This is a genomic window from Bdellovibrio sp. HCB2-146, assembly GCF_047345725.1.
Taxonomy (GTDB): Bacteria; Bdellovibrionota; Bdellovibrionia; order Bdellovibrionales; family Bdellovibrionaceae; genus Bdellovibrio.
This window is the reverse complement of record NZ_JBLEQP010000001.1, coordinates 685,876-699,419: the sequence shown is the minus strand read 5'-3', so window position 1 is coordinate 699,419 and position 13,544 is coordinate 685,876. Positions and strand designations below refer to the sequence as shown.

Genomic DNA, 13,544 nt, shown 5'->3' with positions numbered 1-13,544 from the left:
TTCAAGGAGCGTCTTATGGGCATCGTCAGCATGTTTAATTATGTGACCTTGGATGGATTCTTTGCGGGGCTTAACGGAGACATCAGCTGGCATAATTTTTCAAAGGATGAAAATGAAGTGGCTGAAGATGGTCTGCAATCCCAGAATATTCTTTTATTTGGCCGAGTGACCTATGATTTGATGGCTAGCTACTGGCCAACGCCGGAAGCTCAGAAGAATGATCCAACCATAGCCGCGGGAATGAATAAGGCCGAGAAAATCGTCTTCTCTAAAACTCTGAAAAAAGCTGAATGGAATAACACGCGCGTCATCAGCGGCGATATCGGTGAGGAAGTTCGTAAACTCAAAAACGCCGGCAAGAATATGACAATACTGGGGAGCGGAACGATTGTGACTCAGTTATCAGAGTTAGGTTTGATTGATGAATATGCTTTCATGGTGAACCCTGTTGTTTTAGGGGCGGGCCGTACTTTATTTGAGGGCATCAAAAAGAGTCCTCAATTCAAAATTAAAAGCAGCAAAATACTTTCCAGTGGAAACGTCATGCTGTCCTATGTAGTTGATAATTCATAGTTTGGAATTAGCCCTGCGTAAGAGGTACCGAGGTGATCACAAAATTAAGATCAATATCTTAAAAAATGTGATCATCTCAATATGAGATTTTTATATAAAATCAAATAGATACGTTAATCATAGAATTTAAATATAAATTATATTTTAAAATATACGTGATCATGTTTTGAGCGTTGTTAAGGCTCTAGACATCCTCAATATAGCCATGAAATTCTCGATAGTTAGCGAACTCTTTGGAAACTACCGACCAAGTTCTACGCGTCTTAAAATGCATCACAGCTTTCTAACTAGTGAAAACCACATATGCCGATCAGATGGCCCCACGCTTGCAATGCTATCAAGGTACAACAGCAATGTTACAAAAGGGGTTCATCATGTTTTCACGTATTAATGTTTTGGCGATGGGTGTGGTTCTTTCAATGTTTGCAGCACAGACGACAATCGCAAAACAAGGCGGCACCATAGATAAGGCAACTCAAGACGCACAAAAAGCCGAACAGAAAGCTGCTAAAGAAGCTGAGAAGTCGACAAAAGAAGCGGAGAAGGTTGCAAAAAAAGCGGCGCAAGAAGCTGAGAAAGCAGCGAAGGACGTGCAAAAACAGGCTTCGAAAAATCGCATCGAATTAATTGCGAAGATGAAGGAAGCTGAGGTCGGGGAAGAGGTTGACGTTGCTGAAAACGAAGCGTCGTTAAAGTTCCGTTCAAAAAACGGCGCACACAAATTAACAGCCGAAGTCGAAGGCTTTGCTGATGGCGATATCTTCCGCATGTATGTTGTGGTGGGTGGTGCCGAAGTTCTTGTCTCCGAAATGGAACTGATTTTGGAAGGTGATATTCCTCGCCAACAAGTGGAATTCGACGATGCAACTTGGCCAACAGGTATTCCACTTGAACTAACTGAAGGTACGATCGTAAGACTTCGTGATTCAGCTGGTGAGTTGGTACTTGAAGGTTCAATGTCTCTTAAATAATAAATTAATCAGCATCACGTGATGGCAACGAAGTACGGCAACAATCTGAAAACGGCAGCGGAGGCTTTTGGGGCCTCCGCTGATTTTTTATCTAGGGCTCTAACGACGCCTTATGGCCGGTGTGCAAATCCGGTTTCAAGAACTCAAAGCTCTTCGACGGTTTAAATTTTGAATTGATATTTCCAATCAGATCATAGTTACGCGCCAGCTGAATTTTTTGCGTCAGTGCGTTCTTTGCAAAGTTCAATTTGTCGAGTTCAACCCAAACAACATTGGGACTCAGCGTACTTTCGTAAAAGTAAATTCCACGAGTGAGATCCGCGACCGTACGCCAACGTGTCGTAGAAATGTAAGGTCGAGCTGGATCCGGTTTGCCAAAGGGTTGTGACACGTTTCTGAGAACGCTTAACACTCCTGCGACGGCTTCGCGATAGTCTCTGGGTTTCGGAAGATGTTCGGCATAATAGGCTGTGCGCACAAAACGATCGGCAGCAGCTGTGGTGCCCGGTAAGTCCTTGGTTCCACCAAATCCCTTGTATTGTTTAAGCGACGCCAGTTGTTCGTTAAATGGAGGGGAGTTCGTCATCACTTTATAATTGCGATCATGATAAATTTGGGCCTTGCCGTTGATATATTCAATAACTGCGGTATCACCTGTTTTATCAGAGAGCGATAGGTGCACAGTTCCTTCTTTATCCCCGGCCGATGTTTTTACGGTCGAAGTTAGAACTTGCATTTTATTTTTCTCAATTTCGCGAATGGCTTCAGAAACAGTGGCAAAATTATCTAAAAAATATTGCGCCCACAAGCTTACTGCGAGACCTGGACGGTTTTCATCGCGAACGCCAAAGTCGCTCTCGGTAAGAAATAGAATATTGGCAGTCAGACCTTTTTCATTCAACCCATCCGAGGTGCCGATATCATACATGGATATAATCACGCTTCCGTATTTCGAAGTCCATTTGAGAGTGTTTTTTTCAGCCATTCCATCACGAACAATTCCTCGAGGGAAAAGCCACATATTTGAACCTGTATCTTCGACCCAATCCATATTGCGGCCGACGATCACGTCTTGATTGGGCGCCTGCCACAGAACACGCGAGCAGGGGTAGCCAGGCATTGATATGAGGAGAATTAGAAAAGTGAGAAGTGTTGTTTTCATGGTGCTATTTTAAACAGATAAAACTTTGAGCACGGAGCTGTTTTATCGCAGAGGCCGACTCAGATCTGATCGTTTACAGAGTCCAGTTTTTTGTTTGCAGGTGCAAAACATAAGACACTCGATAAAATTGTGATGAGAGGTGTCTTATTAAGTTCACGTGCATCTTGCTATCGCTATTTTTCTATTTGCCAACTTACGCTCAAGAGCGGTTGCGAATCACAACAGGTGAGTGGCCGCCCTATGTTTCGGAAAAACTTGAGGGGCAGGGGTTGATGGTTCAGCTTGCCCGCGAAGCCTTTGCCGTCAGTGGTATTCAAATGGATTTAAGTTTTTTCCCCTGGTCGCGCGCTGAAAATCTTTCGCGCATGGGGGATCGTGATGGAACGATTGCTTATTCGCATACCGCTGAGAGGCAAAAATATTACAACTACAGTGATGCTATTTACCGCGGAACTTATGCTTTGTTTCATCTTAAAGATACGACTTTGAATTGGAAGCAATTGTCAGACCTCAAGAACATACGAATCGCCGCCACGCGCGGATTTGGTGGAATGGGAAATGCTTTTTTAGAGGCAGAAAAAAAATGGGAGCTTGATGTTCTGCGCCTCACGTCGAGCGAGCAATGCTTTAGTATGTTGTTGAATAAACGAGTGCAAGCTGTGCCGATTGATTTAGAAGCGGGGTATGCTTTGCTAAGAGCTTATTTTGGCGAGAAGGCGATTCTGTTCACTCACAGTTCTCATTATTTGAATCAGCCGACATATCATTTAGTGATTTCAAAAAAGAACAAACGTGGACCGGAGATTATTCGGAAATTCAACGAAGGACTTGCGCACCTTCACAAAAGCGGACGTTACACTGAAATTGTCAAATTTTGGTATCGCCAGCCGATCTATAAAAATGCGCTGCCCGCTTCCTACTTGCAGCAGCGATTGCAACAACCGATTATTGACTAGATAAGGGTGTTGATTCCACTTTGGTTTTGAGATTCGCTAAGCTTTTTTCGAACGTATCGCCCATCATCTTATCCATCGAAAAGGCCATGTACCGATAAAACGGATTTTTTCCGACATGACCCCAATCGCGCCACGTGACCTTGGTTCCATCAGTCGTTGGATCAAATCGAATTTCTCCGTAAAGAACGAAGTCGGTGTTATCCATACGAATTTCAAATTCAATTCCTTCTTCAGGATTGGCTTTGGTGATTTTTTGCGAACCATTTCCGTGCTCAGAGAGCCAATAGCGTTCTGCTCCCACGCCTTCATCTGGCCCGGCATAGGAAAATTGAATATCGGGATCTTCGAAATCAAAACTGCTCCATTGGGGCCAGCCGTACTTAAAACTCACCAAATAAGGGTAAATTTTTTCCCGAGGGGCCTTAATTATGACGGACCGTTCCACTTCCCAGTCCGAGGGCAAAAGATAGCCAATCCCAACGACCGCACCGAAAACCACCAAAAAAGAGATCAATAATACTTTAAGCAATCTCATGGCTTCCATCAGAACAAAGGGGATCTCATTTCGCAATCCCCCCTCCAAAATAGCAAATTGACGCCAATGGTCATTATTATCAGGCCATTTTCATGATCAAATTCTCACACTAAATGAATAACTCAACGCTACGCTTCCATGAGACACTAAGGGAGTTCTTAATCTAGCAGAAAGGAGTTCGGCTATGAACAAGACAGAGACACAGACGACGCCAACTTCGAACACTCATCAGGAAGGGAGCAAGGGAACAGACACTCCAATCCGAAAGAGAAATCGTCGTCGACGTTTACCAGCTTGGTAAACCAAAGAAAGAGAGCGGAGACCCCGCTCTCTTTTTTTATGCCCGGGCCGTAGCTGTCGCGCCAGCCGAAGCCACCATAATACAGGCGATGGCAAAAAGCTGAGGTAAAGACAGAGACTCATGTAGGAATAAAAATCCCGCCAACGCAGCCATCGCAGGTTCAAAGCTCATCAAAACCCCGAAAGTTTTAGTCGGGATATTTTTAAGAGCCATCATTTCAAACGAGTACGGCAGTGCACTTGAAAGCACACCAATCAAAAGACCCATCGGCCACAACGAAACATTGATCAAAGCTTCGCCATTTAAAATCACCGCAAAAGGCAGTACCGACAGTGCCGCTATCGTCATTCCGACGGCCGTCACGTGACCACTGCTGTGACCGCCGCGACTCGCGCGCTGACCAAAGACAATATATAGAGCCCAGAAAAATCCCGCGCCGAGCGCCAGCAAAATGCCGACGAGATCCAAGGCTTCAGAACCCTGATTGTGGGGGAGAATCATGTAAATCCCGAGACCTGCAATCACCGCCCATACAAGGTCAATCCACTTTTTCGAGCTTAAGAGTGCCAGCACCAATGGACCGGTGAACTCCACGCCGACGGCAATTCCCAGCGGGATTTTTGCGAGCGACAAATAGAACAAGATATTCATCAGTCCCAGTGAAATGCCGTAAAACAAAATATCGAGAATTTGAGTTTTAGAAAAACGCACTCGCCAAGGGCGCCAAATGGCAAGTAACACCAAAGCGGCAAAGCCTACGCGCAAACCCGTCGTACCAGCGGGACCCGCAACCGGGAACAGCTGTTTTGCTAGGGAAGCACCAGATTGTATGGAAACCATGGCGAAGAACAAATAGAGAAGAGAGAGACTCATTGAGTGCATGACCCACTTATTCGCCGAAATGACAGAGGGGTCAAGAGAAGAGCGGGAAACCCCGCCCTTTTATGTGCAGAAATGATTAAAGATCAAATTCTTCGCAATCGGCTCTTGAGAACAAATTCTCATCACCGATCATAGAGAAAATTTCCCAGCCATCTGCTTGGCGGATCAAGTAGCGTTCAGCTACGTCGTCATTTGGAAGTGGGATCCAACCTTCGTTGAAATCTTCATCAGAAATCACAAGGTCTTTTGATTCGCCATTGGCGTTGAACAAAGTCATTTCAAGAACGCCAAGGTCTTGGTTTTTTTCAGACGTCGTCACGATTATAGAACGAATGTCACCTTGATCAACGTTTGAACATTGAAGAACTGTTTTTGGGAGAGCCTGAACATTGATAGCAGACATCACGACTAAAGCGGCGAAGATGGATTTCATACGAACTCCTTAAGGTTTTTTCAAATCGCTCGGGTTCTAGCAGGGCGGAAAGACGATGGCAAGCGGGGCATTTTCAATTTGCTTGCAGTCTCAGTTGTTTCTCAGCAGGTTTTCGCTCCTCTTTCATTTAATGCGTTTTAAGCAGAATTTCTGTTCAGAAAGCCCATCTTGCCGTATTCGGGAAAGCGAACTTTTTATAAGGAAAGAGACCCATGAAACGTAAAGGTAAAGTAGCCCGCTTTAAAAGACAAAGACGACTTCTCGTCGAACTTCCAGGTATGGGTAAAGCTGGAGCTCTAGAACGCCGTCCGTATCCACCGGGACAGCATGGTTTGCAACGTCGTAAATACTCTGAATTCGCTCTGCAACTGGAAGAAAAGCAAAAGCTTCGTTTCCACTATGGTGTGCGCGAAGAACAATTCCGTCGCTTGATCAATAAAGCCAAAGGATCCTCTGCTCCAAACTGGGTTGAATCATTAGTGAATCTTTTGGAACGTCGTTTGGACAACGTGGTTTTCCGTTTGGGTTTTGCACCAAGCATTCCGGCGGCACGCCAATTGGTTTCACACGGAAAAATTTTAGTGGATGGTAAGAAGGTGACGATTGGTTCCCAAACAATTCGCGTGGGCCAAAAAATCACCCTGAAGGCTGAAGCACTTCAAAACCAAGTTTACTTACAGGCCAAACAAAATCCTCGTCTGCCACTTCCAAGCTTCCTCGCCAAAGAAGAAGTGCAAGGACAAGAAGTCGGCCGTTTGACTGATGAACCGAATTTGGAAGCAGTTCCATTTGCTTTCGAACCAGGCTTGGTCATTGGTTACTACTCAATGAGGGGCTAATGAAAAAGAATCGCTTCGTTGAAGCTGAAGACATTACTTTAGAAGAAATCTCTGACGATTGGGTCAGTGTAGGTTTTGGAGCGGAAAAGTTCGTGATCGACACGGATACTTTGTATGATCTGTCTTTCCGCTTTGCAGCCTTCTTGGCTTATTTGGAAAATAAAGAAGAAACAGCTGCTGAGGAAGGCACATGTGCTTGTGTTTCCTCAGCGAAGCTTCACTAGTCTAAAAGAGTTGCCAAGCGGGCGACTCGCAAATTTGCGAGAGGGCGGCGCGCCATTTGTCGATGGGTGAAGCACTCTTTGCAGTCAGTGCCGTATTTAAATCAAGCAAAGTTGCAATTTCTAATTCTGTTGGTGGGTGGGCTCGATAAAAGAGTCCATAGGCCGCTGACAGAGTTTGCGTGTTGATCGCAGACGCCGACGTTAATCCAATTTTTTCTAATGCGGCATGAACTCCCGCATCCACACCCAGTACGTTTTCACAAAGCTGTACGTGGAAAGACTCACGCACTGTATTTGACTCGGTGAAATGGTTTAAATTGGTGTTTGCCGTCGAACCGCTGCAGTCGCGGCCCGAATAGCTTGTATAGTAGTTACACGCACCACCGAATTGCGCTCCCTTGTACAGGACCCATTTGTCGATAAGTCCCTCTAAATTTGTAATTGGATACTTTGTGGATGTGAAAATCTCGCGGAAAGTTCCCGCGACAACTGTTTTATTCACCACCAATTGTTTTTGCGAAGGGCGTGGCTTTTCTGTCGTATCAACAGGGTGAGAGCCCGAGCCGCTTCCCATATCATGTCCTTCGGCTTCAACTGAAGTTGAAGAGAAGTCATTCATCTGCATCGGCGCACAGTTTTGATAAGCCTGTGTCGTCACGATTCCAAGAGCTAATAAAAGCAGAGACATTTTTGTTTTTTTCATCATCTTGTCTCCTACGCCACAATCTTCGCTGTCGCGAGTGCACGCAAAACACCATTCTTCAACTCAACAAGAGGAGCCGCCGTGTTTTGGTACGGATTGTGTTGAACACCTAAAAGAGCCGTGACCGTGGAAGCGGCCATCGCCGGAGATGGAGCGCCCTTCTGATTGTAACCGCTGATTGCGGCCGCAATGCCTTGCGTGCCATCGTAAGCAGCACTGTGGCCTGTGCGTTGGATATTCCCAACAACAACAGGTCCGTTCGTAAAAGCTCCAGAAAATACGGATGTGACCATTTGGTTATATCCGTGATCACTTCCAGTTCCGTTACTGCGCGCTGTTCTTCCGAAGTCACCTTGGATTTGCACCACCGTGTTTTGCCAATGAGCACCCAAAGCATCTTTCAGCTCCAAAAGACCTGCGGTGATACCGCGATAATAAGAAGTCATGAAAAGAATCGCAGAAGCTGCACCTGTGGCATGCATATCAAGTGCAAGATTTCTTGAAGCATTTGAGACCACGCCCGCAGCGTTCACTGACGTGATATTCAGAGCTAACAAAGCATCACCACGAATATCAATCGAGTAAGCCAGGCCTTCTTTGATTAAGTACTCTGCAAGCGCCAAACTCTCTGCATAGTTTTGTAACGAAGCACTTTTGATGGCTTCACGGACGTCTTGAGTTTTACTGATCTTGATCAAGTCGCCAGAACCAACGACCCATTGACCAGTTTCATCAGACGTCAGAGGTTTATCGCTGATATTTGGTAAATTAATTTCGCGCATGGAAGTTTCAATAGCGGCTTTATAGCGGGCAACGGCTGCGGTCCAGTAACCATCAATGTTCCCGACACCTTTTGCCATCATATCACTGGCGTTAGAAAGACTTTGCGAAACAATTTTTGAACCACTGTTTTCAGAGCGGCCATAAGCTTTTAAACGGGCTTGCGCCAGTTCCATGGCTTCTTTGAAGCTGGCTTTCAGATTGCGCACGCCTTTATTTGTCGGTGCACCAAAACCTTCCATCAAAGTCGTCAGAGGTTTTGCACCAGCCACTTTGGATTGAGCTTTTCCTTCGCTTGAGAAATAAGCACTGTTCGCCCCACGATCTGGCCATTGAACAGCATCAAATGTGGTCTTTGTTGCTTCCGCAACAAGACCGGTGATTGTTGAAACACCACCGATTGGACTTTGTTGTGCGACCATATTGAATTGGTGACCGTCAAGCCCGCTGCCATAACCGCGAATGATCAGCATGTTATCCAGCAATTCAGTGAGGGGTCTTTTTTGACCTTTGCTATTGTAAACGGATTGACTAAAAAGATGCGGAGCCAAAACATTTTTATAAGTGAAATTTCGATAAGCCGGTGTCGCCATTCCTTTTGAGTCGAAATCAAAAGAGTTGCAGATCATCGGATTTAATTTCCCGGTTGTTGCCACCGACGCCAAGGTTTCAGCCGAATTGATTTTCAACCATTGGTCGAATTGATAGCGAAGGGGAGCACCCGCCAACTGAATATTAATATAGTTGCGCGAAATTTGAGTGCCGGAAGCTTCGGCATACGCGCGCATAATAAGATTGTCAGCAATACCCTCTGAAAGAGCGCGAACTGGATCAAAGATAAAAGTTCCCGCCCCAAGAGTGAGCGCACTTCCGAGAAAATTTCTGCGAGAGAGATTGTTTTTATTTGAAGAATCGTCACACATATTTCATCCCTCCCTTATCTGTAGTTCTCGCGTGAGTAGTACGGTGATTTCATTATGTCTTCCACCATCTGAATCACGGATTGGGAAGAGCGAAGTCCTTTCGCCAGATCTTCGACAAAGACGCGATCGGCGATGGCTTCTTTGCTGAGAGATTGGTTGAGTTCCGCATTGCGGGGATCGGTCCGGTCATAGAGAGGAACTTGGATGCCCGTCATGAATTCAAAATATCTTTTAGCAGCACATAAATAGTAATCATCAGTTTCGCTCATGGCTTTTCCAAGACCTGCGATATTCGCAACCGATCTATCGATCAAAGCCCCAGTTGAAGAGCGGAAATACAAGCGGCCCGAAGGTTGTTGCAAGTGGAAATCAGCCACATCAGCCGATGGCCAGCCTGTGATTGAGGCTTTGCTTGGTTTGTAAGTTGTGATTGCCACAGCATTGCGCACAAAGAATGCGGGAGGTTGAATAGCGACTCCATTGGCATCCATCGTGACATCACCGTTTTGGAACGGACGAATGATATCGAAAGCACCCACTGTTACATTTCGAGCCGTGTATGCCATTGGATCCAAAGTCGCATGGCACATCACGCAGCTACCAGAGTTACGAAAAGCGTACGCTGATTTAGTATCGATGAAGCTTGCTATATCAGATTCACGTAGAGCAGGAAGGCTTGCGCACAAAAATGATTGCATATTTTGCTGGGACCAGCGGCGAGCTACTTTATTAGATCCGTTAAACTTCATATTAAAGCCGTGGCCATAATATTGAAGCATATAGATCGGAGAACCCAGAACACCACCACCTTGGGTTTTAAAAAAATCGTAAGTATAATTTAAACCCGGAGCTAGAACACCTTTGTCAGTGTTGCGGTCGCCGGAAGGTTTCAACGAAATATTTGGGACGATGAAACTTTCTGTCGTTGGACGAATTCCAACGAGGTCACCTACGGTGAGTACGGGCATCGATGTCAGGACAGAAACGTGTTTGTTAATGTTTCGGCTAATTGCCGTCACTGCCGGAGTGGGATCACGGAAAGTGAATGGTGAATTTTGCATGTCCAATGAGTTTGATAAAAAGCGGCCCGGGTGCGAAGCCACGAAGCCCAGACGAGTTTTTACAGCTGCATTTTCCACGCGAATAGCGCGGACTCCGGTCGTTCTATTTAACGTATCAGAATATTTTTGGCCTGCTCCAAACATCGTATACGTCAAAGAAAGAGCCGGCTCTGTTGCATCATAGATATCAACGGTCCCGTTGTGTTCGCCGGAGTTGTAACCACTCACAGTATCGAGAAAGTTAGATGGAAACCATGTTCTGTGAAAACTATAAAAATTGTTGAGCACAGCCTTGGCTTCAGCATCTGATGTGTTCGTAAGCTGTCCCGCCGCTGACAATTGAGCTTTGCGAAGAATTTGTGAGCAGGCTGCTAACGCCGTTTTTTTACCTGCTTTCACTTCATTCATCAATGCGTGACCGAGTGGCACAGGTTGACCTGTTAAATGAACATAACAACGATTAAAAAGACTTTGTTGTGAGAGTTCTTGCGCGACCGAACTTTGCGAAAGCAATAGCGCTAAGGCAAATCCCCAAACATAAATTCGCATGTCATTCCCCCCGGAACGCTCTTAGAATACCTTCTCTATTCGGAATATCAGAGGAAAAGTGCAGGGTTTTCTCAAATTGAGACAGTGTTTCTGATGCCAAAAGCATGAGAATAAAATTTTATTGATGTTCGCTAATGGCGACGGCGTCCTTTTGCTTCTGGCGTGCCATCGGCGGGGTCTTCCGGCCATTGATGCTTAGGGTACCGAATGCGAAGTTCTTTTCGGACTTCAGCGTATCCAGTTTTCCAAAAGCTTTCTAGGCTCGAAGTGACTTGCACGGGACGGAAGTTCGGACCAAGCAAATGTAAGGTCAAAGGAATCTTTCCATAGAGGAGTTTCGGTGTTTCTTGCATACCGAAAACTTCTTGAATGCGAACTTCCAAATAGGGTGCTTTATCTACGGGATAAATCACCGGGATCATGCTGCCGCTTGGGACTTTGATTTTTTCTGGAAGTTCTTTTCTTAAGGTCTCAACGATTTCGCTCGGAAAAACGCTTTCAAAAAAATACTTCAGATCTTTTTCGTAAATCGCGGTCATTTTGCTTTCGCCAAGGGCCGCTTGCGTGAAAGCTCCTTTTTTGAGTTCTTCGATATTCGAAATTTCAACGGGCTCGTGACGTTGTAAAAACTCAAAACGCGACCACCAATTGGCAAGTCCGTCATTGTTTTTTAAAACCAGATCCCATTTCTCACAGAGAATCTGCGGGAGTTTTTCTTCAACGTCTTTGGCTTGTGCTGGGGAGAGGTTGGGCTCTTCTAAAGGCAGGCCAAAAAGAGATCGGTACTCTCGAGCGAAGAATTGTCCCTTGTCTTCAATAAACGTGACATCTTTGATTTTTTGGATCTCTTCTTTGAAATGACCCAAAATAAAATCCTTAGAAAAACCGCAGGCCAGGCTCACCATAGTTTCGGCATCGGAGCTTCCCTCAACGCCGTTCAGAGCGATAAAGAATTCAGATGTTTTAACCAAGGACTCGTTATGGAGTTTCACGCCACGACCACCGACCATCAGTGCGCGCTCGCTTTGCCCACGACGGCGACAAAGACGATCTGGAAAGGCTTTTAATAGTAAAACCCTTAACTCGTCACCTTCGGATTCAGTCACTGTCGCAACTTTGTTCTTTTTGGCGAGGTTGCGGATTTGCTTTGCAGATTGATCTACGGTTTGCAACGCCATAAAGGAAGCCTCGCGGGGAGCACGTCCTTGTTTTCGGAATTGATGCAAGATTTCCAAGCGAACTGTGAGGTCGCATTCGGTTTTATCGCCAAGGAAATTCGCAGAGCCGTCGCGACGTAAAAAATCGCGTTCCTGTAAAATCGCGGAAAGATCTGATCCCAGTTCCATTGTTCCACGAGACTGTGACACTAACATCAGTTTTGCCAGTCGCACTGGCAATGGATAGTGCAGAATTTCTCTTCCGAGTGAAGTGATTTTATTGGCGCTATCCAAAGCTTCCGCCAACTTGAGATATTGCAGAGCTTTTTGAATCGCGATGCTGGACGGTTTTTCAAACCATGAGAAGTTTTCGAAATCGCTCACACCTTGAGCGGCCAAGAAGAGCAAACTCTCGGTCAGGTCCACTCTTTGAATTTCAGCCGTTTCGCTTTTACTAAAAGACAATTCATCCATTTTATTCCACAGACGGAAGCAAATTCCGGGGAACTGACGGGCGGCGCGACCAGATCTTTGAATCGCACTGGAGAGGCTGATACGTCCCAGTTCCAAACGGGAAAAACCGGTGCGGTAATCTTGCTTCATATTTTTAGCGAGACCCGAATCAATCACGGTGTTTACACCATCAATGGTGACGGAGGACTCTGCGATATTCGTGGAAAGTATAATTCTTTGGCGTGATCCTTTTTGTAGAGCTTTTCTTTGGTCCTCAAGATTCAAAGAACCATGCAAGGGAATCACATCAATATTTTGGGCCGTAGCCCATTCAGATATTTTATCTTGAGTGCGATCAATTTCTCCGACCCCTGGAAGGAAAACCAAAATGTCATTCTTTGTTTGCAGTTTGGCGTCTTTGATAGTTTGAAAGAGCTGATCAAAAAACATCGGCGAGGTTTGTAAAACCTGCGATGATTTTTGATAGCGCACATCCAGCTCAAAGAGTTTGCCAGGAACTTGCACCACAGGACATTTTCCCAGGTAAGAAGCAATCTTTTCGGCTTCTAATGTTGCCGACATCACAAGAATCTTAATATCGCGACCCAACTCTTGAAGCTCACGCAAAAGTCCCAGTGCCAGATCGACATGCAGAGATCTTTCGTGAAACTCATCCAGAATCACCAAATCGACATCCGCTAATTCCGGATCATCCAACATTTGACGAGCCAAAAGAGCTTCAGTCATAAAGACCAATCTTGTGGAGTCTTGGGTTTTATTTGCAAAACGAACTTGATAGCCAACTTCTTTACCGACTTCCCAGCCTTGCTCTTCGGCGATTCGATGAGCAGCCGCAATGGCCGCCATTCGGCGCGGCTCAAGAACTAGGATTTTTTTATTGGTGATTTTCAAAAGAGCAGGTGGCAAGCGCGTGGTTTTACCAGCGCCAGGAGCTGCCGTAATAACAAGATTCATTCCGTCTTGCAGACTTTTTTGAATACCGGGAATGAATTCATCAATAGGCAACTGAATCACGGTGCAG

13 protein-coding genes are annotated in these 13,544 nt (G+C 45.5%); 5 read left to right on the top strand and 8 right to left on the bottom strand.

The annotated features are described in order from the left end of the window. Positions 1 to 15: 15 nt before the first annotated feature. Together ACLWOR_RS03485 and ACLWOR_RS03480 are read left to right on the top strand one after the other, a co-directional pair. Positions 16 to 573: a dihydrofolate reductase family protein gene (locus ACLWOR_RS03485; RefSeq protein WP_413939278.1), complete on the top strand. Its 558-nt coding sequence runs from the start codon at positions 16 to 18 to the stop codon at positions 571 to 573. Between the two features lie 374 nt (positions 574 to 947). Beyond that, entirely contained in the window at positions 948 to 1,544 is a 597-nt protein-coding gene (locus ACLWOR_RS03480) for a hypothetical protein (protein ID WP_413939277.1), read from the top strand. 91 nt (positions 1,545 to 1,635) lie between these two features. On the opposite strand, the gene ACLWOR_RS03475 is transcribed toward ACLWOR_RS03480, so the two are convergent. Then, entirely contained in the window at positions 1,636 to 2,706 is a 1,071-nt protein-coding gene (locus ACLWOR_RS03475; protein WP_413939276.1) for a linear amide C-N hydrolase, read from the bottom strand. A gap of 164 nt (positions 2,707 to 2,870) precedes the next feature. On the opposite strand from ACLWOR_RS03475, the gene ACLWOR_RS03470 reads away from it, so the two are divergent. Next, positions 2,871 to 3,662 carry a substrate-binding periplasmic protein gene (locus ACLWOR_RS03470; protein WP_413939275.1) on the top strand — a complete coding sequence of 264 codons (792 nt, stop codon included), beginning with the start codon at positions 2,871 to 2,873 and terminating at the stop codon, positions 3,660 to 3,662. Here the strand turns inward: ACLWOR_RS03470 and ACLWOR_RS03465 are convergent. From ACLWOR_RS03465 to ACLWOR_RS03455, 3 genes are all read right to left on the bottom strand, one after another. Beyond that, positions 3,652 to 4,233 carry an SRPBCC family protein gene (locus ACLWOR_RS03465; RefSeq protein ID WP_413939274.1) on the bottom strand — a complete coding sequence of 194 codons (582 nt, stop codon included), beginning with the start codon at positions 4,231 to 4,233 and terminating at the stop codon, positions 3,652 to 3,654. The two genes, ACLWOR_RS03470 and ACLWOR_RS03465, sit on opposite strands and share 11 nt — an antisense overlap. Before the next feature lie 301 nt (positions 4,234 to 4,534). Continuing rightward, positions 4,535 to 5,380, bottom strand: coding sequence for an EamA family transporter (locus ACLWOR_RS03460; RefSeq protein WP_413939273.1), 846 nt, complete (start codon positions 5,378 to 5,380; stop codon positions 4,535 to 4,537). A 76-nt stretch (positions 5,381 to 5,456) separates the two neighbouring features. Beyond that, positions 5,457 to 5,813 carry a hypothetical protein gene (locus ACLWOR_RS03455; RefSeq protein ID WP_413939272.1) on the bottom strand — a complete coding sequence of 119 codons (357 nt, stop codon included), beginning with the start codon at positions 5,811 to 5,813 and terminating at the stop codon, positions 5,457 to 5,459. Between the two features lie 212 nt (positions 5,814 to 6,025). Here ACLWOR_RS03455 and rpsD point away from each other — a divergent pair, with 212 nt between their 5' ends. Both rpsD and ACLWOR_RS03445 read left to right on the top strand, forming a co-directional pair. Next, complete coding sequence (rpsD, locus tag ACLWOR_RS03450; RefSeq protein ID WP_413939271.1) at positions 6,026 to 6,652, top strand: 30S ribosomal protein S4; 627 nt, start codon at positions 6,026 to 6,028, stop codon at positions 6,650 to 6,652. Then, positions 6,652 to 6,876: a hypothetical protein gene (locus tag ACLWOR_RS03445; protein ID WP_413939270.1), complete on the top strand. Its 225-nt coding sequence runs from the start codon at positions 6,652 to 6,654 to the stop codon at positions 6,874 to 6,876. Before rpsD ends, ACLWOR_RS03445 begins: the two co-directional genes overlap by 1 nt. Position 6,877: 1 nt before the next feature. Here ACLWOR_RS03445 and ACLWOR_RS03440 read toward each other — a convergent pair whose 3' ends face one another. The 4 genes from ACLWOR_RS03440 to hrpB all read right to left on the bottom strand — a co-directional run bounded on the left by ACLWOR_RS03440 (position 6,878) and on the right by hrpB (position 13,537). Further along, complete coding sequence (locus ACLWOR_RS03440; RefSeq protein WP_413939269.1) at positions 6,878 to 7,582, bottom strand: hypothetical protein; 705 nt, start codon at positions 7,580 to 7,582, stop codon at positions 6,878 to 6,880. 8 nt (positions 7,583 to 7,590) lie between these two features. After that, positions 7,591 to 9,282, bottom strand: coding sequence for a DUF1501 domain-containing protein (locus ACLWOR_RS03435; protein WP_413939268.1), 1,692 nt, complete (start codon positions 9,280 to 9,282; stop codon positions 7,591 to 7,593). 14 nt (positions 9,283 to 9,296) lie between these two features. After that, positions 9,297 to 10,892 carry a hypothetical protein gene (locus tag ACLWOR_RS03430; protein WP_413939267.1) on the bottom strand — a complete coding sequence of 532 codons (1,596 nt, stop codon included), beginning with the start codon at positions 10,890 to 10,892 and terminating at the stop codon, positions 9,297 to 9,299. A 131-nt stretch (positions 10,893 to 11,023) separates the two neighbouring features. Beyond that, positions 11,024 to 13,537 (bottom strand): ATP-dependent helicase HrpB, encoded by a 2,514-nt coding sequence (hrpB, locus tag ACLWOR_RS03425; protein WP_413939266.1) that lies wholly within the window; start codon positions 13,535 to 13,537, stop codon positions 11,024 to 11,026. Positions 13,538 to 13,544 lie beyond the last annotated feature (7 nt).

Bases quoted from the DNA above. Each gene is read 5' to 3' on its own strand.
- ACLWOR_RS03485 (WP_413939278.1), top strand. From the start codon at position 16: ATGGGCATCGTCAGCATGTTTAATTATGTGACCTTGGATGGATTCTTT.
- ACLWOR_RS03480 (WP_413939277.1), top strand. From the start codon at position 948: ATGTTTTCACGTATTAATGTTTTGGCGATGGGTGTGGTTCTTTCAATG.
- ACLWOR_RS03475 (WP_413939276.1), bottom strand. From the start codon at position 2,706: ATGAAAACAACACTTCTCACTTTTCTAATTCTCCTCATATCAATGCCT.
- ACLWOR_RS03460 (WP_413939273.1), bottom strand. From the start codon at position 5,380: ATGCACTCAATGAGTCTCTCTCTTCTCTATTTGTTCTTCGCCATGGTT.
- ACLWOR_RS03455 (WP_413939272.1), bottom strand. From the start codon at position 5,813: ATGAAATCCATCTTCGCCGCTTTAGTCGTGATGTCTGCTATCAATGTT.
- rpsD (WP_413939271.1), top strand. From the start codon at position 6,026: ATGAAACGTAAAGGTAAAGTAGCCCGCTTTAAAAGACAAAGACGACTT.
- ACLWOR_RS03445 (WP_413939270.1), top strand. From the start codon at position 6,652: ATGAAAAAGAATCGCTTCGTTGAAGCTGAAGACATTACTTTAGAAGAA.
- ACLWOR_RS03440 (WP_413939269.1), bottom strand. From the start codon at position 7,582: ATGATGAAAAAAACAAAAATGTCTCTGCTTTTATTAGCTCTTGGAATC.
- ACLWOR_RS03435 (WP_413939268.1), bottom strand. From the start codon at position 9,282: ATGTGTGACGATTCTTCAAATAAAAACAATCTCTCTCGCAGAAATTTT.
- ACLWOR_RS03430 (WP_413939267.1), bottom strand. From the start codon at position 10,892: ATGCGAATTTATGTTTGGGGATTTGCCTTAGCGCTATTGCTTTCGCAA.